The following is a 23,402-nucleotide window of genomic DNA, read 5'->3' on the forward strand; positions in this document are numbered from 1 at the left end:
TCCTCCATCGCACCTGCTCGCGCGGTTTTCAGCTCCAGTTCCCTTTGCGGAAATCCATGGCGAATGCCGATGCGGCCTTCCACTTGATCGCCTTTGGCTTTGCCGTGAAGACTGCGTTCTGGTGGAGCACCGTGTAGGCGGGATCCTCGCGCTCGCAGATTTCCAGCATGCGTTTGAAGGCCTGACGCCGCTTTTGCCGATCCGTTCCTGTCTCGAGCACGACGGAAAGCTGGTTGGCTTCATCATTGGTCCATTCACCGACCTGCTGCTGCTGTCCGTTCGGGCCATGCTGGGCCACGATGGACGAAACAGGATCATTGAACGGTGCCGAGTTCGACCAGTCACGCACTGCCCGGCTCGGCGTCTTCTCCAGGATATGCTGCCAGTTTTCCTTCATCTCGATCTCGACATTCAGCCCAACCTGCTTCCACATCTCGACAAGGATCTGACCGGTCGCCGTCTGGTTGATGTAGTAATTGTTGAGCAGGCGGTAGGGGATCGGATCGCCCTTGTAGCCGGCTTCCTTCAGCATCTGCTGTGCCAGTGCCGGGTCATACTCCGGTACCGACCAATCCTTGATGAACATGTCATCGTAATATTCCCACTGAAGGCCGGCGGGAACCTGCGTGCGGCCTGCCCAAAGGGAATCGACGATGGCCTGCCGATCGATGGCATGGGTCATTGCGCGGCGGACGAGCGGATTGGCAAGCTGCTCGTGGTTCTTGTCGAAGACCGTAAGCCGATGATTGAGAATGGTGCCGCCCTGCACCTCGAACGTGCTGTTCTGCTCGATGCCTTCGATCTGGTCAGGCGGAATATCGCAGGCGAACTGATATTCTCCGGACAAAAGGCCATTGATGCGCGAAGCGACTTCCGGAACCTCCATGAAACGAATGGATTTCAGCGGCGGCCGGCCATCCCAATATTCGTCATGCGCCTCGAGCACGAGCGAATTGTCAGGCTTGAATTCAACGATCTTGTAGGGCCCGGTGGTGATCGGCTTGCGCGACCAATCGAGATAGCTCCTGGCTTCTTCCCAGCCGCGGCGGCTCATGATCTGGCTGCCATAAGAGGAGATGCGGCCTTCCATCGTCACGTCAGGCGTGCCGTTGACGAAGCGAACCGTATATTTGTCGACGATCTCGACGCCAAGCAGCGCCGGCCACAAACGGCGGGCGACGGCGGGAACCTCTGCAGGCAGTTCCTTGGTTTCGCTGTTAGTCGGATTGGCTTCGTTGACATAAATCGTGTTGCCCTGGCTCGGCTGGGTATCTCCGAACATCCGTTCGCGGCCAAAGGAGAAGGCCACATCCTCGGCCGTCATCTCATCGCCATTGTGGAACTTGACCCCCCGGCGCAACTTCAGTTCGACGGTCCTGTCGTCGATACGCTTCAATTCGGTAGCAAGCCCCGGCACGGAACCGAGATTTCCGAGCCAATCCCGGTTGAGCAGGCCTTCCCACAGATGGGAGAAGAAAATACGCTCGCCGACATTCGACTGCTCGCGCAGCACATCGAGCGTATTGGAGTTGGAAATCTTCTGGACCGCGATGGTCACCGAGGGACGCGTATCGCCCTGAGCGATCGCGAGGCGCGGCAGGATCAATGAAGCCGCACTTCCGGCAGCGAAGCCCAATGCGCCGCGGCGAGTCATGATTGCCATAAGTTTTTTCTCCCTTGTTCATTGCTTGGCGATCACGGGCCCGACAGTCGGGCGCGGTGATGGGTGATCTCCGGTAGGCTCAGCCAAGACGTCGTGGAAGCGCCTTTGCGCAGGATTGCGAACAAGCATGGCCTTCACGCATCCCGTGCTTTGATCGTTTCCAATGAGACGAAAACGATCAAAGCACGCTCTTGCGCGTCACAAGCCTCGTTCTGCGCAGGCAATCTGATGGCGGGTCATGTCAGACGCATGAACCCTCCGTTGCAGTTTGATGAAAACTGGCGGGTTTCCACAGCCGTGAATGGTGTGGCCGTTGCGATCTCGCGCAATGGTCGGCGGCGACGTCGTTTCCGTCGCCAGCCTCGCCTGCCGGTGCCAGGGAATCAGCGCCGGCTGGGTCAGTCGTGCGTCCTACAACGCCATCCCGCTCGCACCGTCGAAGACATAGACTTTCTCGCCATCGGCAATGGCTTCGAAATTCATGCCGTGACGGGCCGGATGGTCGCCATCGACGACCGCCGTCATCTGTCCGCCGGCGAATTCGAAGAGGACATGCGTCTGCGCACCGGTCGGCTCCACCAGCAGCGTTTTGCCTGAGACGATGCTGCCGGGGCCGCTTGAGGCGAAATGTTCGGGTCGCAGGCCGATCTTGACGGGCTGGCCACGTTGGACCTTTCGTTGCGGTGCAATCCGGATCGCCGAACCGTCGCCTAGCCGGACGGCGGGTTCGCCATTGTCGGCATCCACAACGCCATCGAGAATATTCATCGCCGGCGAGCCGATGAAGCCTGCCACGAACAGATTAGCCGGCTGGCGATAGAGTTCGAGCGGGGTGCCGACCTGCTCGATATGGCCCTGATTGAGCACCACGATGCGGTCGGCGAGCGTCATCGCCTCGATCTGGTCGTGGGTGACATAGATCGAAGTCGTGCCCACCTTCTGGTGCAGCGACTTGATCTCGGTGCGCATCTGCACCCGCAGCTTGGCATCGAGATTGGACAATGGCTCGTCGAAGAGAAACACCGCCGGGTCGCGGACGATGGCGCGCCCCATGGCGACGCGCTGGCGCTGGCCGCCCGAGAGCTGGCTCGGCTTGCGGTCGAGCAGATCGGTGAGCGCCAGCATGCGGGCGGCTTCGCCTACCCGCTTTTCAATCTCCGGCCTGGAGACGCCCGAGAGCTTCAGGTTGAAGCCCATATTGTCGGCGACTGTCATATGCGGGTAAAGCGCATAGGACTGGAAGACCATGGCGATGTTGCGCTCACGCGGGGTGAGCGGATTGACGACGCTGGCCCCGATCATCACCTCGCCATCAGTGATTTCCTCCAGCCCCGCGATCATGCGCAGAAGCGTGGATTTTCCGCAGCCCGAGGGGCCGACGAGCGCGATGAATTCTCCATCATGGATCGATAACGAGACGCCGTGGATCACCTCCAGCGTTCCATAGTTCTTGCGGATGTCGTTGAGTTCTACGGATCCATTGTTTACTCCTCACCCCTTCACCGCACCGGCGGTCAGGCCCGCGATGATATGTTTCTGCGCTAGAAAGAAGACGATGATGGTGGGCAGGATCGTCAGCGTGATGAAGGCGAGCACGAGTTGCCACTGGGTGCCGAACTCGCCGCGATAGACCATGATGTCCAGCGGCCAGGGGTATTTCGTCTCCGTATTCAGCATGATCAGCGACAGGATGTAGCTGTTCCAGCTGTTGACGAAAGCGATGATGCTCACCGTGGCGATGATCGGTCGCGAGAGCGGCAGGGAGATATGCCAGAAGAACCTGACATAGCCGCAGCCATCGACGAAAGCCGCCTGGAACAGCTCTTCCGGCAGATTGCGGAAATAGTTGCGGAAGAGCAATATGCTCATGCCGAGGCCGAAGGCGACCTGTGGCAGGATCACGCCCCAATAGGTATCGAGCAGGCCCAGATCGCGGATACGGATGAACAGCGGGAGGATGGCGGTGGCGGCGGGAAACATCAGCCCGATGAGGAAATAGTTCAGCAACTGGTTGGCGCCGAAGAATTTGACATGCGCCAGCGTGAAGGCCGCCATGCTTGAGGCCACCACGGTCAGAAACACCGTCATAATGGCGATGAACAGCGAGTTGATCATCTGCCGCCAGTAGCGATCGCCGAACAATATATCGAGATAGTTCGACCAGTGCCATTGCGACGGCAGGCCGAAGGGGTTGACGCGAAGCTCGCCCAGCGACTTGAAACCGCCCAGCGCGGTGGCGAGCAGCGGGACCAGCACGAGGGCGGCGACCAGCGACAACGAGACATAGAGATAGATGCGGGTGCCCGCATTGATACGGACGGCCGTTCCGGATGTGCTTGTGTCAGTCATCTTTCTATTAATCATGGCGCATGAATATCCGTTTGTAGCCGAAAGCGAGCGTGATGCAGATGATGAAGAGGACGACGCCCACCGCGCCGCCCAGGCCCACCTGCATCCGCGTCACGCCATAGGTGTAGAGAAAGGTCACCATGGTCTGCGTCGAATTCAACGGCCCGCCGCCGGTGAGCGGCATGATCAGGTCGAAGAGTTGCAGCGAACCGATGATGGCGAAGAACACGGAAATCCGCACGGTGGAGCCGAGCAGCGGCAGCGTCACATAGCGGAACTTCTGCCAGCCGGTCGCCCCGTCGATTTCGGCGGCTTCCAGCACGTTCTTGTCGACCGCCTGTAGGCCGGCGATGAAGAGCATCATGTGGAAGCCGAAATATTTCCAGATGACCACCGCGAGAACCGCATAGATCGCGAGGTTCTTGTCCGCCAGCACATAGGGCGTGGCGACGCCGAAGAAGCCGGCGACCGCCGCGAACAGCCCGTAGTCTCCATCATAGACGAAGCGCCAGATGAGGCCGGCGGCGACATCGGCCAGCACATAGGGCAAGAAGAAGATCAGCCGAAAAGCGATGACGCCGGTGATCTTGTGCGCCAGCATCGTGGCAAGCCAGATCGCCAGCGGGACTTGTAATAACAGCGACGCAAGGATGATCAGGCCGTTGTTGATCAGCGCTCGCGAGAAGGCGGCATTGTTGAACAGCACCTCGAAATTTCGCAAGCCGATGAAGTGCTCGGGCGCTCCATAGCCGTTCCACCGGTAAAGGCTGTACCAGGCCGCCTCGCCCATCGGCAGGATGACGAAGAGGGTGAAAAGGAGCAGCGCCGGGGGAAGGAAGAACAGCAGGACGGGGAGACGCCTGCGCACTGTGGGGCTCTTGTGGCGGGTCTTGTTGGATGCCATGGCGGATGGCGCGGTCATTGTGGCGTCGGTCATGCACGAAATCTCCGTCGCGGAGAGGGATAATGTTTGATGGAATCGCGAGGCAACACCCCCCTCTGCCCTGCCGGGCATCTCCCCCACAAGGGGGGAGATTAGGCCTTCATGAACGCTTGATACCAATCGCAAACGTCGCAGAATGAAGGTAGGAGTTGCGTCAGCCAATCTCCCCCCTTGTGGGGGAGATGCCCGGTACTGGATATCGGCGGTATGATCAGCCATTGGTTCAAAGCCTTGCATGTCGGGCAGGTTGGGGGGCGCCGTACGATCATTGAACTGATAGGCGTACACTGTCGATTTCTTTGAAATTGCGGCAAGACGATCCCGGGTCACGCACTGGAAAAATGGCCCGCCCTGGGTGCCGATCGCCGAAATGGCCTGCTGAGGTGCTTCGTAGCTGGAAAGCGGGTAGTGTGTGCGGATAGCCTCGGCGACAATGGCGTTGCCGCCCGCTCGTGCCAGAACAAATTGGTCGTAGTCATCACGCGTCATCGGCGTGGTCCTGCCGGTAGCATAGAATTGAACCCCGGTAAGGAATTCCACTCGTCCTGGGTCGTGCTGCTGAGCACCGGGACGTTGGCAAAGTTGCCGCTTTCAAACGCTGCTTTGAGCCCCACTGCGGGGACGATCTGACCATCGGCGACCACGCCATCGTTGGTAGGATACTTTCCTTCAGCGCCTTGCACCGCTAGAATGCGGCTCGCCGGGATACTGCGAAGGCAGTCAACCGACTGAGCATTGTTGCCACATCCTAATTCTTCAGAGAAGTTTACCCCCAGCGCTTCGGCGTCCGCAAGCGGGGCTGCTTCCTCCACGCCACTCTGAAGTATGGCCCCATGGAACAGACCACGCGCCAAAGGCGAAACCATATGGGCCTGCACATCAAAAGAACCGGCCGACTGGCCGCCGATGGTGACATTTTCGGGGTTGCCGCCAAAAGCTGCAATATTGTCCCTTACCCAAGTCAGCGCCATCTGCTGATCAAGCAATCCGTAGTTCGCGAAAGGATGTCCTTCCGCGTCGAGCCCCGGATGGGCAAGCCATCCGAGCACGCCCAGTCGATAGTTGAGGGTGACGACAATTACGTTACCTGCCCTCGTGAGGGCACTTACATCGTAGGCATCGCCGGCGCCCGCGAAATTGCCGCCACCGTGGAACCAGACGATAACCGGCAAGGCCGTCCCACTTGCGGCATCCTCAGGAGTGTAGACATTGAGGTAGAGACCCGTCCGTCATAGTGGTTGCGCTCGAGGGCGCCACGGGACAAAGAGACCCGGCGGCATGAGCCGATGGGCCGGAGACGGGAGCGGGCGTCAATCGGGATGCCGGAATCCGTAGCCGATCCTGTAAAAGAAACGTCCCACCACGGCGCCGTTCTTTCGCACCGCCTGCCGCTCGACCGGGCCGATGGACTCAAACCATGCGGACAATCCGTCATCGGAAACGCCGGCTTCCTTGACGCTGACCATGATCACGTCCCGTCCGTCGGAGGAGCGGTTGGAAAACCAGGTGTCGAACATGAGGCCGTTGCGGCCGAAAAGGTTCTGACTTGTGACGTTTTCCAACGCGGCCGGCCCTGTGCTGTAAAAGCCGAGCTCGCTCGCGATGTTGTAGGTGTCCATGCCGACAAGCAGCGGCGGTTGACCGGTTTCGGCTTCCACGCTCGCCTTGATCCGCTCCGCTTGCGCGCCAAACTCTTCCCAGGCCACCGGCAAGCCGCGCAGCTTGCCGGTATGGCCGATCAAGGGCAGGCCCAGAGCGACGTAGTGAAATAGTAGCGCGAACGCCACAATGCTGACCGCCGTGGTGATCTGCAGGGAAGCCATGAAACGGGGTTTGTCGCCCTTCTTTATTGCTTTGACGACCACATTGGCCATGGCAGGCACCAATGCCAACCAGACCGGCCCTGTCCAGTTGAGCTTGACTGAGTGGAACAGGCTGTAGAAGACGAAAACCGAAAGCGGCGCCAGTGTGAAGACGATGACGAACATGCCGGCTTCCCGCAGAAAAGTCCTCGCCGGGAGCCGGACCATCCGGCTGGCTGCATGTCCGGCAAGGGAGATCCCGATCGGGCCCAGCAGCGCCGCCATGAACAGCACCAGGGTAGGCATCGAAAATTCAGGGTCGCCCTGGGACCATCGCCTGCTTCCCTGGAAGTGAAAGGAAGCCCAGTCGTGGTTCGCGTTCCATGCAATCACCGGGGTAAACAAGACCGCCACCACGCCCGCGCAGAGGTACGGCCATGGTGTGAGGAGCCACCGTCGAGACTGCGGATGGACGAGCAGATAGACCAGCGTCGCAGGGCCCAGCAATGCGATCGTGTATTTCGACAGCATGCCAAGGCCCACGCAGACTCCGGCGCCCAGCCAGGCCTTCGCATCTTTCGCCCGCAAAGCACGCTCCAGGAAATACAATGCTCCCGCCCAGGCGGCCGTAAGCGGTGCATCAGGCGTGGTCAGGATCCCGATGAGGAAATAGAACGGAAAAACCGACAGCAGCATCAGAGCCAGAAACGCGGCAGTCTGTCCGAAGAGATTCTTCGTAAGCCGAAACATGAAATAGGCGGTCGTCAGCCAGGCGAAGGTTGCCACGATGCGAACGCCGAATTCGGAATCGCCGAAAATGGACGTCCCCAGCCATATCAGCCACGCCACCATCGGCGGATGGTCGAGGTAACCCAATGCGGGATGCTGGGCGTAGTTCCAGTAGTAAGCCTCCTGAGGGATCAGGTCCATGCTGCCCTGATAGACGATCCTCAGCGCCACGGCGTAGACGGCTATGGCGAAAGCCGCCAGTCTCCACCGGGCCGCTGAAGACAGGAACCGGTCATTCCTGAATACATAGAACTCGTTGCCGATGTAGCTGACGACCCCGCCGCCCGCGATGCCCGCGAACACCACGGCGAAGAAGGGAAAACCCAGATCGGTCCCCGCCGCGATGAAGCCGCCGCGCAAGGCAATGGCCATGGCCGACACGAGAATGAACCGCGCGAACTGCGATTTCACCCGAGGACGATCGTGGAAAGACCATTTCATGTGTCCAATATAATTGAACGCCGCCGAGAGGCAGAAGCCGGAGACATGAGCGATGGCGATGCTGGTGCCGAGAGACTGCAGAACCGCGACCACAAGAAAGTCCATGAGGAACCCGGCCATGCCGACCAGCGCAAAGCGATGCATGGCGACCGCTGAGGTGGTGCCCCTGGAAAACCGCAGCAGTTGGTTGAGGTAGGCGATCGTCTGACTGGCGCCTATTTTCGACGTTCCATGAACCCTGTCGGAAAATGAAATCGGCACCTCGCATACCCTGATGCCGTCGCCGCCGGCGACAATCGCCTCCAGTCCGATCTTGAATCCTTCCGCATCCGCGCCCGCAGCCAGGAGACGTGTTCGTCGTATCGCGAAAAAGCCCGACAGCGGATCCTGGATATCGGTAAAGGGCGCCGCGAGCGCTGCGCCGAGGCGCGAAAGCGCCTGGCGCGGGAAGGGCCAGTCGACCGTTGCACCACCGGCAACATACCGGCTGCCGATCGCTATGTCGTATTCGCCTGAAGCTACGGCGTCCACGAGGGAAGTAATCGCTGAAGCCGGATGACTTCCATCCGCATCGAGCACAACGACAATCGGAAATCTGGCGCTCAACGCCGCGGCACGGACATCTTTGGCCAGCCCGCCGCCGCCAATGTTTCCAAGCAGGCGAACGGGTCGATCCTTCTCCCAGCAGGCCACCCTTTCGCGCGTACCATCGGTCGACCCTCCATCTGTGACGATGATTTCAAAATCAAAGCGCCCGCCGATATTCTCGATGATGGCGCGCAAGGTCCGGTCGATGTTCTCCGCCTCGTTCAACGTGGGGACGATGATTGAGACGGACGACTGGCGGGTATGAACGTCAGGCGACGGTCTCGGACGAGAATTCATGCAAGACTCCAGGTGGAATTGGCCGGCGCGCGATCGGTGATCGGGCCGCGCTGCCGCCTAGACCTAGCCGGCTTCCCGACCGGACGGTGTTAAGTCTTGTTGAGCTTTGCTCGGATTTGTTGCGCTCGGACCGGGATGAATCCCGGCCACGCAGGCCGCTTTCCCGCGAGCCTGTGCTTGCGGGTGCCGACGGTTATTTCGCGACTGTCCGGGAGGTGCGATTTTGAGCCAATCGCGGATTGATTGGCCTCTATGTCTTGTCAGGATTCCAGAGGGGCAATTGGCCATCGGGAAATGCATAGACGTGCCGACGCGGGTTTCCGGACCCGTCGGCGGTGGGGATCTTGCCTACCTTAATCGGGTGCCCGTTACAGCTCCCTTGTGCCCGGGCTGCTTCCAGAAGCAGCCTCTCCATCTGTCCAACAGATACTCCGTCAGCTTGCATCAATTGTCCGACGAGCGGGTCGTCCAGGATGTCGGCTATCGTCATTTCATCATGGATCATGAGTGCCTCCGGGCGTGATTTCGCCCTAGATGAAGACTGCGAAGAGCTTTGCGATGTCAAAACCGCGACAAAACCGAGGCGTTCAGTGAAGTTGTGTTTCCGAACCTCGGTGCTGGCGGCACGGCAGATGCCGGCGGGTTTGCCCTGGCTGCGGCAACCTTCAACAGGTGTTGCCGCGGTTTCTCTCCTGGCTTGCACGATCCCGATACAAGGCAAAAACTCATAACAATACAACACCCCACGTTTTTCATCTTCTTAACATATCCAAACAACTTGATCCTGTGACTTCGGGTGTATTTCTGCGACAATGAAGCACGAGATCCCAGCCATCGCCGATCACGCTTTGCAGAGAAAACACATGACAGTTCACCATCGCGTCGCGCCGGAAACCGTGTCCCGCATTCTTCTCGTCGAGGACGACGGGGAGATTGCCGCCATGGTCATTGAGATGTTGCGGGAGAACGGTCTGGAGGCTGTTGCGGTTGGCTCAGCCGCCAACATGGACGCCGCCATGAGAAAGCAATCCTTCGATCTGGTTGTGCTTGATGCCATGCTGCCTGGCGAAGACGGCTTCAGCATCTGCCGCCGGCTGCGGGCATCATCGACGATCCCGATCGTCATGCTCACGGCGCTCGGCGATGAAATCAACCGCATTGTCGGAATCGAGCTCGGCGCGGACGATTACGTCACCAAGCCGTTTCATCCGCGTGAGCTCATGGCGCGCATCAAGAGCCTGTTGCGGCGCGCGTCCTATGGAGCGGATCAGCCCTTGCGACAGACCCCGATGCGGTTTGCGGGTTGGCAGATCGATCCGATCCTGCGGCAACTCATCAATCCGGAAGGTGTGCACGTCTCGATGACCACGGCCGAGTTCGATATTCTTCTCGCACTCTGCCAGAATCCGGGACGGGTCATGACGCGTGAGCAGCTTCTGCGGCTGACCCACGCCGGTCTTGCCGGTTCGGTCGAGCGCAGCATTGATGTCCACATCAGCCGCGTCAGGCAGAAGATTGAGCAGAATGTACGCGAGCCGTCCTTCATCAAGACGGTCCGTTTGGGCGGCTACATGTTCACCCCGGAAGTCGAGAGCTGCTGATGAGCAAGCGCTTTAGGGGCGGATCGATTCGCCGCCAGATCGCAGCCCTGGCCATCGGCCCGATCATTAGCCTCGTCATTCTGGCCGCGATTTCCGATTGGTTGCTGCGGGAAGACCCGGAGAGCATCTCCTATGCCCGGGCGACGGCATCGAAGATCGAGACTGTCATCGATCTGGTACGCGCGTCCACTTCCCCGGGGCAGAAGGCGGCAATCCTCAATGCGTCAGCAAAGACGGGGTTGCGGGTCGAGGAAGTGGCAATGGCGGAGCTTTCGCAAAGCGAAACGGATATTTCCGTCGAGGATGTCCGCCACATGGTGCAGGAGAATCTGCCGGTCAGCTTCGCGACGTCGTTTCGTTCGGAGACCGCAACTGGAAGCCTTCGCGATGTGCTGGTCGTCGGGATCGGCGAGAACCGGGCCCTGGCATTTAGGCTCGCACCGCCTCCTCCCGATGCATGGATCAGCGACCAGGAAGTCGTCATCGTGCTGCAACTGTTGGTTCTAGTCCTGCCGGTGGCTCTCTTGTCGCTCTACGCAGCGCGGGTGATTGCGGCTCCCCTTCTTGAATTTGCGAAGGCTGCGGAAACGTTGAAGGTCGACGACGGGCCGGCCAGACCTTTCAAGGAGAGCGGCGCGACCGAAATCCGGACATTGGCGACGTCCCTCAATGACATGCGCAGCCGCGTGCGCCGCATGATCGATGATCGCACGCGCATGTTGCGCGCGATTAGCCATGATCTTCGTACACCGCTGACCCGTCTGCGTCTGCGCGTGGAGCGGTCGACGCAGCCGGAGCTCAAATCGGCGATGCTCAAGGACATCTCCGCTTTGAGCGATATGATCAACGATACGCTGACCTATCTCAGCAAGGAGATGGCGTCCGAGAAGCCGGTGAATGCCGATCTTCCCAGTCTGTTGGCGACCGTATGTTCCGACTTTTCCGATATCGGCTTCAACGTGACTTATGCCGGGCCGGACCGTTTCGCCTATCGCTGCAAACCGCGATCGCTGGCGCGCGCGGTCACCAATCTCGTCGAAAACAGCACCAAGTTCGCTGGCCATGCCATGGTGGAATTGTCAGTCCTCGGAAATGGGGCCGTGCGCATAAGCGTCACTGATGAGGGCCCGGGCCTTCTCGGCAGCTTGCGGACCCTTGTGCTGGAGCCCTTTTTCAAAGCCGATACCGCACGGACACCGGCCAGTCGCACCGGGTTCGGACTCGGGCTTTCGATCGTTGACGACATCGTGCGGGCGCATGGCGGCACGATCGAACTTCTGAACAGAGTGCCGCATGGGCTTTTGGCACAGATCGTACTTCCCGCCGCAGGAGATGTGGCAAGCGATGCCACGTTCAATTCATCGGCCGGTGAGCTTGCCCACGCTGGGTGATCCAGCAAAGCGGTGATAGTATTGCGTCAACGAGGCGCAAGTGAAGGAAACGAGCAACCCAAACCAGATTCCAGCTTACGGTAGAGATGGGCTGATGGGCAACAGCGAGGCGGGCGAACAAAAAGGCGCACGCATTTTTCAAGGAGCAAGGCGTCATGTCTTTCGGCTGTTCGCCGATTGCTCGACGGAGCTCGGCTTGCCAATTCGGAGGACGGACCGAGCAAGGACCAGATGCACAGCTTCATGGCGATCAAGCGCCATGGCCGGCCCGAGAATGTCGCCGGCGAGACCGGTAATTTCCCTGGGGTCGAATACGGGTTGTTAGGTCGGCGTGGTCCATCAGCGTGGCTTTGTTCGGAAACAAAGCGATGGCGGTGGAATGGACGATCACGATCGAGGGCAGGAACGAATTTGGCGACACGTGCCGGAAGGAGGTGCGCATCAACGGTGAGGCGCTGCTGCGGGCCTTGATGGCCAATAAGCGAGGTGAGCCGCGTGTGTGCGCCATGGTCCGGGTGCCGACGCCTGAAGAAGAGGATCATCGCCGCCCCTGTCGCGAACGCAAGATGTCGTTGTGCGAGGTCGTGGTGAGCGTTGTTATGTTTTGTTGCCCGCGATCACCGGCGCCGTCGGTTGATGTACCGTGGGGGCAATACTGTATCCAGGTCGCTTCGCTCCGCCCGCATGCATGCGACGAAACAACTCTCAACAAAAGAAAACACAACCCAACGACAAAATCGGAATAAGTGCAGCCAGATTCCGATCTCAAAGGAAACTGGCTGTGAACGACCTGAAACTGACTATGCGCTCGCGATGCTGGGCGCATCGGCGTTCAAAACGCTCGCGGCGATCTACAGGACAATCGGCGGGCTCATTAATGTGTCGCCATGCCTCCAGGATGCGGCAGGCTATACCTCGCTTCTAGCGGTCGAGATGAAGTCTTTGTCAAGCGAAAGCACCTATACTGCACAACGCGACATCGGAGTAGAAACTGACATGAAACCGATCGAAAAACTCCTAAAGAGCCTGGCAATGGGCCCCCGCAAATTTCTAAGTGGCGCGGCTGCACTTGGTGTTGGTGCCGGATTGTCCGCGCCCGCCATTGTCTCACGCGCCGCCGCGACAGAGATTTCGGACATCTCGTTGCGAGACCAGGACCTGCCATTTATCGGCACGGAAGAGACCTTTTCCACTCATGAGCTGATGGTGCTGAACGACAGGCTGTTCCTCGAGGATACTGGTCTTGCCGAAATCGGCCCGCGCCGCATCGGTGCAATGGACGAGGCGGGGATCAACGTTCAAATCCTCTCCGCACATACGCCAGGTGTGCAGAATGTCCCAGGTCAGGAGGGCATCGATTTTGCGTATCGTCTCAACAAAATGCTTGTCGATGGACCGATGGCCACCTATCCGGGGCGGTTCCAGGCATTTGCAACCTTGCCGTTGCAGAATCCGGAGGCCTCAGCGGACGAACTGGAACGCGCAGTTCGGGAAGATGGCTTGCTGGGAGCCCTGACTAATGGAATCATCGGGAAAAAATTCCTCGATCACCCCGATTTTGAACCCGTGCTCGCGCGTGCCGAAGCCCTTGATGTGCCGATATACATCCATCCAGGCATTCCACCAGACGAAGTTTTCCAACTCTACTACAGCAATATGCGGCCGGAATATCAGGAGCAGTTCCAGGACCAGGTTCTCAGCATCTCAGCATATGGATGGCACCAGGAAGTCGTCACTCAATGCCTTCGAATGATCACGTCTGGGGTATTCGACAGATATCCCAAGCTCCAGATCATCATCGGCCATATGGGCGAGGGCCTTCCGTTCTTCTACAAACGCATCGTGGAAAAGATGGGTGAAGTGACCGAAAGCACCCTGGATAAGCCATTCGAGCAATATTTCCATGACAATTTCTGGTTCACAACCAGCGCACTCTTTCAAGATGAACTGCTCGATCTTTTGCTGAAGTACATCAGTGTGGATCGAGTGATGTTTGCAACCGACTACCCGTTTGCGAACATGAAGGAAGGGACCGACTGGTTTCGGGCAGTCGATCTGCCCCGTGAAACCAAGGAAAAAATTGCATTCCGAAACGCGGAAGAACTGTTCGGCATAAAGGTCTGACGCATCCGCCCCGCCCGGCGCTGCGGACAGGCCGTACCGCAGAAGATCCGCCCGACTGGCGGCGCCGGACGCTCGCGCCAGGTCAGACGACCGAACGCGATGCACCGAATGACGGAAAGGCGAAGCATAACCCCGACACCGTTCACGCCGTTGCACGAGCCCGTTGGGCGGGTGCAGCGCAAGGCATTCACGATCGGTTGTCACACTGTTGTGTTTGTCGCCCGCGATCACCGACGCCGTCGGTCGATGTACCGTGGGGGCAATACTGCATCCGGGTCGCTTCGCTCCGCCCGCAGGCATGCATGCGACGAAACAACTCTCAACAAGAGAAAACCCAACCCAACGACAAGATCGGAAAAAGTGCAGCCAGGCGGGCTCATTGATGTGTCGCCACGCCTCCAGGATGCGGCAGGCTATATCTCGGCTTCTAGCGGTCGAGATGAAGTCTTTGTCGAGCGAAGCTGCACCCAGACTGCCCAACGCAAACATCGGAGTAGAAACTGAGATGAAACCGATCGAAAAACCCCAACAGAGCCTCGCAATGGGACGCCGCAGCTTTCTGAGTGGCGCGGCTGCACTTGGTGTTGGTGCCGGATTGGCCGCGCCCGCCATTGTCTCCCGCGCCGCCGCGGCAGAGCCTTCGGTCATCGCGTTGCGAGACCAGGACCTGCCATTTATCGCCACGGAAGAGACCTATACCACCGACGAACTGATCGCGCTGAATGCGATTAACGATGAACACGTAGAGTACCTCAGGGAAACTGGTCTTGCCGAACTCGGCCCTGGCCGCATCGGCGCAATGGATGAGGCGGGGATCAATGTTCAAATCCTCTCCGCACATACGCCGGGCGTGCAGAATGTCCCCGGTCAGGAAGGCATCGATTTTGCATATCGTCTCAACAAGATGATTGCCGATGGCCCGATGGCCACCTATCCGGGGCGGTACCAGGCCTATGCAACCTTGCCTCTGCAGGACCCGGAAGCATCAGCGGACGAACTGGAACGCGCCGTTCGGGAAGATGGCTTTGTGGGGGCCATGACCAATGGATTCATTGGCAACAAATTTCTCGATCATCCCGATTTCGAGCCCCTTCTGGCGCGTGCCGAGGCGCTTGATGTGCCGATCTACCTGCATCCAGGTTTCCCACCGGAAGACGTGTTCAATATTTATTACAACACCACGCGGCAAGGGTATGACCAGGAGTTCCAGAACTACATTTTTAGCGGTTCAGGGTATGGGTGGCACCAGGAAGTCATTACTCAATGTCTTCGACTGATCATCACTGGGGCGTTCGACCGCTTCCCCAATCTGCAGATGATTATCGGCCATATGGGAGAGGGCCTTCCGTTCTTCTACGAGCGTATCGTGGGCGATATGAGCGGGTCGACTGAAGACTCGCTGAACAAGCCTATCGGGCAATATTTCAGTGACAATTTCTGGTACACAACCAGCGCATTCTTCCAGGATGAACTGCTTCATCTTTTGCTGAGGTACATCAGTGTGGATCGAGTGATGTTTGGAACGGATTACCCGTTTGCAGACATGAAGCAGGGAACCGACTGGTTTCGGGCAGTCGATCTGCCCCGTGAAGCCAAGGAAAAAATTGCGTTCCGAAATGCAGAAAAGCTGTTCGGCATAAAGGTCTGACGCATCTGCCCCGCCCGGCACTGCGGACAGGCGTCTCCCGTCCGTCCGCCGCCGAGCGGGGCCGATGGATGCGAGGCGCCGAACCGACCGCGACAAGCGCCGCGTGTCGCCGGGAATTTTCTCGCATCCCGCGTGTTCCCGCTGATTGCCGGGTCGGTGCCGCAGAAGATCGGCCCGACGTGCGGCGCCGAACGCTTGCGCCAAGGTTGGACGACCGAACACGATGCACTGAATGACGGAAAGGCGAAGCATGACCCCGAAACACCGGTCACGCCGTTGACGCCGGCCGATCTCGACATCCTCGGTGCGGCGGAACGTGCGGTCGGCGGTACGGTCAGCCTGCGCGGCACGGGCGCCAAAGCGATGGAGCTCGGCGCCGAAACGGTGGTCGGCGTCGATCCCCGGCTCGAGGGCCTGAAAGGCATCCGGGAGCTGCAGTCGACGGCCTCGCAGGCCGTCGGCACGGTGGCCGCCGAACTCAACGCCGGCGCCGACCCGCGCGAAGTCGAGAACGACATCGAGACCGAGGTGGCGCGGATCACGACGTTTCCTGCCGCCGCCGAGGCGCCGCGCATCACGCAGGTGGAACCGCAGGAACTCGCCGTCCAGTTCGTGCTGCACGGCGACATCACGCGCGACGCGCTCAAGAATCTGGCCGTCCGCGTCCGCGACGAGCTGACCGACCTCCCGGGCGTCAGCCAGGTGGGGATCTCCGGCATCCCCGCCGACCAGATCGACATCGAGGTGCGCCGGGAGACGCTCCGCAGCCATGGCCTCGGACTTCTCGACCTCGCGGACCGCCTGTCGGCGCGCAATCTGGACCTCAGTTCCGGGCAGATCGACACGGGCGCGTCGGAAGTCCAGGTGCGCACGCTCGGCGAGGCCAAGACCGCCGACGACTTCCGCAAGATTGAGCTGTTCTCGGACGACAACGGCGCCACGGTCGAACTCGGCGACATCGCCAGCGTCAGCGAAACGCGCGCCGAGACCGCCGTTCAGGCGACGTTGTCGGGAAATCCGGCGATCTTCGTCTCGGGCCGGCACCGAGCAGGTCCTCTCCGTTGCCTCCGAGGCACTCGCCTATCTGGAGGAGGATCTGAAGGCGTCGGTCTGGCGAAACCAGAGCGAGGTGCTGCAGGGACGTATCGACCTGCTCGTCAAGAACGGCACGCTCGGCGCGATCCTGATCTGTCACTTGGCAGCTAATGGTAAGAATGCGGCTGTTTGGTTCGCGTTGGGCACTTAATTAGGGTCTTCCACACTTTGTGTGGTTAACAGATCGTTAGCAGTGACGCCGCTATGGGCTGGCATGCGAACGCAATCGAAATGGTCGCCCGGTCCGGGCATTAAGGTGCTAAGTGTCGTATCCAACGGCGATGGTGATTGGGTTGTGTCTGCTTGCGGACCATCCTCGGGTATTTGCCCAGATTGCCGACAACAGAGCGGAAGTCGGCACGGCTGGTCGTACCGCAGTCTCCAGGACCTGCCGATCCAAGGCAATGAAGTGACGGTATGGCTTCAGTTAAGCCGCTGGCGTTGCACATATCGGCAGTGCGGACGGAAAACGTTCACGGACCGGGTCCCGGCGATTGCCTCCCCTTACGCCCGCAGGACAACGAGGGTCGCTGACATAGTCGGCCTGCTCGGTCACAGTACGGGTGGGAGGCCCGGAGAGCGCTTGATGAGGCGGCTTGGGATGTCGATCAGCGACGACACCATCCTTCGGCACTTGAAGCGCAATGCTTCACGGGTCGGCGACGAAGCGCCGGCGCGGATCGTCGGAATCGATGACTGGAGTTGGAGGAAATCATGGCGCTACGGCACGATCATCGTTGATCTCGAACGCCGAAAGGTCATGGACATTCTCGAAGGCCGGAGCGTGGTAAGCGTTGCCCAATGGTTGAAGCGGCACCCCTCTATTGAGATCGTCAGCCGAGATCGATGCGGGCTCTACGTGCAAGCTGCTCGTGAGGGCGCGCCGCAAGCGTCTCAGGTGGCGGATCGCTTTCATCTCATCCAGAATCTGCGTCTTGCTATCGAGGAACAGATGAGCCTCTCCGGCCGAGCTACAGGCAGAGCATTGCTGCCAGACGAGGACATCGAGACTGATCACGACGATCGTGCTTTGCATGAGCAGGCCCCTGAAACGCCTTGGCGCAATCAGCTTCGCCGGGCACATCGGCAATCCCGGAAGGAGGTGTTCGAGACGGTGCACGCCTTGAGCAAAGAAGGCCTGACCTGCTCGGAAATTGCGCGTCGCACAGGATATGGCCGCCGCAGCATCGCGAAATGGCTGACGTTCGAAACCCTACCCGATCGACGCAGGGGTGCGCTACAGCCGACATCTCCTTTATATTTCGAAGCGTTTCTCACCCAGTGTTGGAAGGATGGCAACCGTCGTGGGCGGCATCTGTTTCACGACATCAAGAACCGAGGATACACAGGCAGCTTCTCCAATCTTGAACGCCTCCTGGCAACCTGGCGCCGCGCCGAGAAGCCGGGAGAAGATCATGTAGCACCATTTCCAAGCGTTTTCGTCGGCGAAACACCTGACAATGCGCCTGTGCGTGATCCGCATACCGGTCATTTGATCTCACCGGTTGTCGCCGCTACTCTTTGCATCAAGCCGCGCGGCGCGCTGACCATCAATCAAGCACGGAAAGTCGATGCCCTCAAACAGCGATCACAGACGTTTGCTGTTTTGCGCAGCTTCTCCATGCGATTTCGCGGAATATTTCATAGCCGAACTTCGGCGAAGCTTGAAGATTGGATCGAAGATGCCATTCATTCTGGCCTCGCCTTCCTGGCCCGTTTTGCCCGCGTTCTACGCCGCGATATCGACGCGGTCTGTAACGCCATCGACCTGCCCTGGAGCAACGGTCAGGCAGAAGGTCAGATCAACCGACTGAAGACGATCAAGCGCGCAATGTATGGCCGAGCGGGCCCAGAGCGTCTCAGAGCGCGGATGATGCCAATCAAATCGGCTGATCTCCACACAAAGTGAGGAAGACCCTATTTACGGAACAATCCTTGCGAGACAGCCTGCAAGACGTCGGATGTACCGACGTTGATGTTCATGTCGCACAAGCGGATTGGAGCCCGTTTTCCTCGGCTGAGGTGGTCAGTGAATGTGATCCGATGTTCAAGAGCTTTCCCGGATATCAAGCGTTGACGGCGAGTGAAGCAGAATTGCTGCGTAACTCGCTGCAGGCCGCCTTCGACGGCTACGCCGATACCAGCGGAAAGATCCACTTACCAACCAAGGCCTTTATGGCCACGGCACGGATAGATTAACCGGTACGTGTGGGCACCCCCTCCACTAGGCGTTAGCCAATCAAGTGAGCGCGCGGGTAAAGACGCTGAAGGAAGACCTTGGTGTCCTCTTGTTCGAGCGCCATGCGCGCGGCGTGCGCCAGCCCTCCTAAAGCGGAGCGACCTGTTAACGCAAGAACGCAGGGATATATTGCCACTGATCTTTCTTCCATGGAAACATGGCTGCGGGGAGTTCGATATTGCGATCGACATAGCCATGGAAATGCACGGTGCAATCGTCTCCGTCGCAGATGACGATGCCGAATTGGGCTGACCCTTCGTAGCAGGCCTGCTGTCCGGTCATGCCGGGAAAGAAAGGGGCGACGCGGTGCTGGTTACCGGAAATGGTAACCGCCGGGTATCCGCCCCAGCTACCGGCTGTCGTGATGTGGCAATGCCCGGCTATGATGAGCGGGATGGGAACACCGCTTTCCTTCAGCACCGCCATCAGCTTCTCCGGTTCCGCCAGACTATAGCGATCAACCGGCATATGGAGCTTTTGCGGATTGTGATGCACGATCAGAATGACTTTCTGGTTCTTGCCATTGGCTTGCGCCAATTGCTCCGCCAGCCAGCCAAGGCGCGCCGGGCATAAGATGCCTTCGACATGACCGGGTTCCGAACTGTCCAGCATGACGACCTGCATATCGCCTACTTCATGCGATCCCTGAACAAAGCCATTGGCGTCGAGCATCGGAGCCGTGCAATTATCGAGATAGACCTGCCGGTCGTCGTGATTGCCCAGCATCACATATTGCGGCATTGCAAGGCGTGTGCGCATTTGCTCGAACAAACGGTAGGCTTCAGGATCGGCTTCATCCGCGATATCGCCTGCGAAAACGCACAGATCGGCGTCGGCATAAAGCCTGTTGATCTCGTCAAAAGCCTTTGCCAGTCTTTCTTGCGTATCCAGCCCGAACTTCACGGTTCCCGGCGCGCCCAGATGCAGGTCGCTTAGTACGATAATCTTTGTCATTGTTTTTCCTTTTTCGTTCAGGCCTGATCGAATTTGTCGCGCAGCCAGTCCCCGATGAGAGAGACGGATAGTGTGGCAAACAGGATAATCAGCCCCGGTATGAGAGCCAGCCAGGGCGCGTTGTAGATGTGGTTGCGGCCAAGGCCCATCAAAACGCCAAGGCTGGTGTCGGGCGGCTGAATGCCGATCCCAAGAAAGTTGAGCGAAGTTTCCGCCAGGATCGTCGCCGGGAAATTCAGCGACATATTGACAAGCAGCACGCCCATCGCATTGGGCAGGATGTGCAGCAGATAGATGCGCCAGGCAGGCGTTCCGGTCACGGTCAGCGCCTGCACGAATGTTGACTCCTTCGCCGACAGGGCAACCGAACGCGCCAACCTTGTGTACCGCTCCCAGCCATAGATGCACATGATGACGATAAACAGGGTCATATCCGCTCCGGGAAGTACCGCCAGCAGGGCAAGCACCAGCACCAGAAATGGCATGGTCGCCTGAAAATCCACCAGAATGCCGATCGCGTCATCGACGATCCCGCCAGACCAGGCAGCGATCAGGCCCAAAATTGTGCCGATAATCGCGCCGCCGATCGTCCCGACAAAAGCAATCAGAAAGCTGACCTGAATGGCGCGCAGCACCAAAGAGAGCATATCCCGCCCCAGATTGTCGGTTCCGAACGGATGGGCCCAGTCGCCGCCAAATAGAAGCGGCGGTGCGAAACGGTGCAACAGGTTTGTCTTCGCCACTTCATAGGGCATGATCCATTGCGCGCTGAGCGCGCAGGCAACGAGCAGCAGCGTGAACAGAATGGAAAGCTTGACCAGGAGCGGCATGGGTGCCGAAACAGGCGTTTTCTCCACAATCGCCAGTCTTGTGGCACCAGTCATGATTTGCTCCTCCACTTTGCGTCGCGCAGGCGCGGGTCAACCCAGAGATAACAGACATCCACCAGCAGATTGGCCACGATCATCGTCGCGCCGATCAGCAGAACCGTGCACTGCACGACAGTAAAATCGCGAGCACCGACGCTCTCCACCAGCAGGCGCCCGGTGCCGGGCCAGGAAAAGACATTCTCCGTCACCACGCCGCCGCCGATCAGACTGCCGACGAACAAGCCGGCGATCGTCAACAGGGGCAGTCCGGCATTCGGCAGAACATGCACAAGCAGCACCTTGCCTCTGGTAAAACCGCTCGCCAGCGCCGTTTCGATCATCGGATGTTCCAGCACCTCGATCATGGCCGAGCGGGTGAAACGCGCAAAAATCGCCGCTTCTGCAATCGCCATCGTGAACATGGGCATCAGGAAGGAGCGCCAGTCAACGATACCCGAAGGCGGCAGCCAGCCGAGTTTCACGGAGAAAAGATAAATCAGAAGAATACCGATGAGAAAATTCGGTATGGCAAAACCGACAATGGCGATCAGCGTGATGCACCGGTCCCATCCCGTACTCCGCTTATAGGCAGCCAGTATGCCCATCGGCACACCGATCGCCAACGCAACAAGTGCTGTCGGGATCATGAGGGCAAGCGTTGCCGGAACCCGCGACAGCACCAGTTGCAGGGCCGACGCATTGGTGCGGTAGGACATGCCCAGATCGAGTTGCAGCACATGGGCCAGATAGGTCAGGAACTGACGCCAGAGCGGTTCATTCAGTCCCCATTTCTGGCGAAAAGCCTCGACAGCTTCCTTGCCGGCATCAGGGCCAAGAATCTGCAAGGCCGGATCCGCGCTGATCTTCAGGGCGAAAAATGTGAACGCGATCAGGAGGAGCAAGGTTATGACAGCCCGTCCCAACCGGCCAAGCAACCAGCGGATCATGCGGGCAAAACCTCTTCGTACCTGTTTGCGACCGGCAATTGCGGCAATGACCGGAGAAGTTCGCGCGTATAGGACTCAGCCGGGTTTTGCCAGACCACATCGGTCAATCCGGATTCAACGATTTTTCCAGCTTGCATGACGACGATCCGGTCGCACAGATGCTGAATCACCGACAGGTCGTGGCTGATGAACAGGATTGCGATGTTTCGCTGCGCGCGGATTTCAAGCAAAGTGTTGAGGATGCGCGCCTGTACGGACACATCCAGCGCGGAAACGCTTTCATCGCAAATCAGAATTTTGGGATCGAGCGCCAGGGCGCGGGCGATGGTCACGCGCTGGCGCTGCCCGCCCGACAAAGTGCCGGGCTTGCGCTGATAGTGGCGCGGCTCCAACCCGGCTCGGCCCAATTCCGTCGCTGCGATCCAGTCGCGCTCGGCACTTTCACCGATCCCATGCACATCCAGCGGTTCCCGAACCTGTGACAGCACCCGGCGGACAGGATCGAGCGCGCCACGCGGGTCTTGAAAGATATATTGAATCTTGCGTCGTTCAGCTCGCGCCGCCTTGTCCCAATCGACGCGCTGCCCTTCAATCAGAACCTCGCCCATCGACGGTCTCACCAGCCCGACGGCGGATTTGGCCAATGTGCTTTTGCCGGAACCGGACTCACCCACAATGCCCAGAATCTCATTGCCGTAAATGTCAAGGTTGATGTCATCGACCGCCCGGAACGCCTGTCCGTCCGACCGCTTGTAATCCACACAGATATTGCGAAAGCGCAGAACCGGCTCATGGCTGCGATTGATGAAAGGCGCAGGCGGCATGGGCGGCATATCCGTCCCGGCTTGCATGTCTTCTAGCGTCGGAAGGCGCTGCCCCTTGGTTTCCGGACGCGGGATCGCGGCCAGCAGGCTGCGCGTATAGAGGGCGCGTGGATGACGAAGAAGCCGGTCGGTCTTGCCCACTTCCTCAATCTTCCCGTATCGCATGACAAGAACCCGATCGCACAGTTCGGATACGACGCTGAGATCATGCGTGATAAAAAGCATGCTCATGCCGCGCTGCCGGACGGTTTCTCGCAACAGGTGAAGAATGCCGGCCTGTATCGTGACGTCGAGCGCCGTGGTCGGCTCATCGGCGACAAGCAGCCGGGGGCTGGATGCCATTGCACAGGCAATGACGATCCGCTGGCATTGACCGCCGGAAAGCTGATGCGGATAACGGTCGAGAACACTTGCCGGATCAGGAAAACCGGCTTGCGCCAGCAGCTGTTCGGCTTGCGCGCCGCCTGCCCCCCTCAAGGCAAGCTGGCGGCGTATCCGCATAAGCGGGTCGAGTGCGCTCATCGGATCCTGAAAAATCATGGAAATATCGCGTCCGCGCAGCCCGGCGCAGGCCGCCCGGTCGGACAGGTCATAATTCCGACCATCAAACATCATGCGCCCCGAACTGGCCGCTTGATCGGGCAAAAGCCCGATCAAAGCACGGCACGTCACGGTTTTCCCCGACCCGGATTCGCCGACGACACCGAGGATTTCACCCCGGCCAAGGGCAAAATCCACGCCCTGAATTACATCGGACCCACTAAAAGAGACCCGTAAGCTCGTGATATCCAGCAGGGAACTTCCCTGCTGGATATTGTGCGTTGCGTTTGTCATCATG

16 protein-coding genes and 4 pseudogenes are annotated in these 23,402 nt (G+C 59.1%); 8 read left to right on the forward strand and 12 right to left on the reverse strand.

What is annotated here, in order from left to right:
• Positions 1 to 28: 28 nt before the first annotated feature.
• From C5748_RS14115 to C5748_RS14145, 7 genes and pseudogenes are all read right to left on the reverse strand, one after another.
• Complete coding sequence (locus C5748_RS14115; protein ID WP_105742568.1) at positions 29 to 1,663, reverse strand: ABC transporter substrate-binding protein; 1,635 nt, start codon at positions 1,661 to 1,663, stop codon at positions 29 to 31.
• A gap of 411 nt (positions 1,664 to 2,074) precedes the next feature.
• Positions 2,075 to 3,139, reverse strand: a pseudogene (locus tag C5748_RS14120) (ABC transporter ATP-binding protein); the annotation flags it as partial.
• 15 nt (positions 3,140 to 3,154) lie between these two features.
• Positions 3,155 to 4,012 carry a carbohydrate ABC transporter permease gene (locus C5748_RS14125; protein WP_105742570.1) on the reverse strand — a complete coding sequence of 286 codons (858 nt, stop codon included), beginning with the start codon at positions 4,010 to 4,012 and terminating at the stop codon, positions 3,155 to 3,157.
• 7 nt (positions 4,013 to 4,019) lie between these two features.
• Positions 4,020 to 4,949 (reverse strand): carbohydrate ABC transporter permease, encoded by a 930-nt coding sequence (locus C5748_RS14130; RefSeq protein ID WP_105742571.1) that lies wholly within the window; start codon positions 4,947 to 4,949, stop codon positions 4,020 to 4,022.
• Between the two features lie 491 nt (positions 4,950 to 5,440).
• Positions 5,441 to 6,163, reverse strand: a pseudogene (locus C5748_RS14135) (carboxylesterase family protein); the annotation flags it as partial.
• Positions 6,164 to 6,265: 102 nt separating this feature from the next.
• Complete coding sequence (locus tag C5748_RS14140) at positions 6,266 to 8,872, reverse strand: glycosyltransferase family 39 protein (protein WP_105742573.1); 2,607 nt, start codon at positions 8,870 to 8,872, stop codon at positions 6,266 to 6,268.
• Between the two features lie 250 nt (positions 8,873 to 9,122).
• A complete protein-coding gene (locus C5748_RS14145) occupies positions 9,123 to 9,377 on the reverse strand; it encodes a hypothetical protein (protein ID WP_105742574.1) in 255 nt (84 codons plus the stop codon).
• 358 nt (positions 9,378 to 9,735) lie between these two features.
• Between C5748_RS14145 and C5748_RS14150 the strand changes: the two genes are divergently transcribed.
• From C5748_RS14150 to C5748_RS14190, 8 genes and pseudogenes are all read left to right on the forward strand, one after another.
• Entirely contained in the window at positions 9,736 to 10,473 is a 738-nt protein-coding gene (locus C5748_RS14150) for a response regulator (protein WP_105742575.1), read from the forward strand.
• On the forward strand, positions 10,473 to 11,864 hold the full coding sequence (locus tag C5748_RS14155; RefSeq protein ID WP_105742576.1) for an ATP-binding protein: 1,392 nt from the start codon (positions 10,473 to 10,475) through the stop codon (positions 11,862 to 11,864). Before C5748_RS14150 ends, C5748_RS14155 begins: the two co-directional genes overlap by 1 nt.
• 428 nt (positions 11,865 to 12,292) lie before the next feature.
• Positions 12,293 to 12,460: pseudogene (locus C5748_RS14165) on the forward strand (IS110 family transposase); the annotation flags it as partial.
• Between the two features lie 217 nt (positions 12,461 to 12,677).
• Positions 12,678 to 13,988, forward strand: coding sequence for an amidohydrolase family protein (locus C5748_RS14170; RefSeq protein WP_245429117.1), 1,311 nt, complete (start codon positions 12,678 to 12,680; stop codon positions 13,986 to 13,988).
• Positions 13,989 to 14,493: 505 nt separating this feature from the next.
• A complete protein-coding gene (locus C5748_RS14175; RefSeq protein ID WP_105742577.1) occupies positions 14,494 to 15,636 on the forward strand; it encodes an amidohydrolase family protein in 1,143 nt (380 codons plus the stop codon).
• Positions 15,637 to 15,768: 132 nt separating this feature from the next.
• Positions 15,769 to 16,842, forward strand: a complete 1,074-nt coding sequence (locus C5748_RS14180; protein ID WP_105742578.1) for an efflux RND transporter permease subunit — start codon at positions 15,769 to 15,771, stop codon at positions 16,840 to 16,842.
• A gap of 103 nt (positions 16,843 to 16,945) precedes the next feature.
• A complete protein-coding gene (locus C5748_RS14185) occupies positions 16,946 to 18,640 on the forward strand; it encodes an ISL3 family transposase (RefSeq protein WP_105742579.1) in 1,695 nt (564 codons plus the stop codon).
• 26 nt (positions 18,641 to 18,666) lie between these two features.
• Positions 18,667 to 18,930 carry a hypothetical protein gene (locus tag C5748_RS14190; RefSeq protein WP_146119526.1) on the forward strand — a complete coding sequence of 88 codons (264 nt, stop codon included), beginning with the start codon at positions 18,667 to 18,669 and terminating at the stop codon, positions 18,928 to 18,930.
• 145 nt (positions 18,931 to 19,075) lie between these two features.
• Here the strand turns inward: C5748_RS14190 and C5748_RS14200 are convergent, their stop codons facing one another.
• From C5748_RS14200 to C5748_RS29490, 5 genes and pseudogenes are all read right to left on the reverse strand, one after another.
• Positions 19,076 to 19,924, reverse strand: a complete 849-nt coding sequence (locus C5748_RS14200; RefSeq protein ID WP_105742581.1) for a metallophosphoesterase — start codon at positions 19,922 to 19,924, stop codon at positions 19,076 to 19,078.
• Positions 19,925 to 19,941: 17 nt separating this feature from the next.
• On the reverse strand, positions 19,942 to 20,808 hold the full coding sequence (locus C5748_RS14205) for an ABC transporter permease (protein ID WP_105742582.1): 867 nt from the start codon (positions 20,806 to 20,808) through the stop codon (positions 19,942 to 19,944).
• Positions 20,805 to 21,740 (reverse strand): ABC transporter permease, encoded by a 936-nt coding sequence (locus C5748_RS14210; protein ID WP_105742583.1) that lies wholly within the window; start codon positions 21,738 to 21,740, stop codon positions 20,805 to 20,807. Before C5748_RS14210 ends, C5748_RS14205 begins: the two co-directional genes overlap by 4 nt.
• The gene (locus C5748_RS28895) at positions 21,737 to 22,705 is read right to left on the reverse strand and encodes an ABC transporter ATP-binding protein (protein WP_245429120.1); all 969 of its coding nucleotides are present in this window, start codon (positions 22,703 to 22,705) and stop codon (positions 21,737 to 21,739) included. The genes C5748_RS14210 and C5748_RS28895 overlap by 4 nt, the downstream gene beginning before the upstream one ends.
• A gap of 216 nt (positions 22,706 to 22,921) precedes the next feature.
• Positions 22,922 to 23,401: pseudogene (locus tag C5748_RS29490) on the reverse strand (ATP-binding cassette domain-containing protein); the annotation flags it as partial.
• Between the last annotated feature and the right edge of the window lies 1 nt (position 23,402).

The organism is Phyllobacterium phragmitis, from assembly GCF_002980495.1.
GTDB lineage: Bacteria > Pseudomonadota > Alphaproteobacteria > Rhizobiales > Rhizobiaceae > Paramesorhizobium > Paramesorhizobium phragmitis.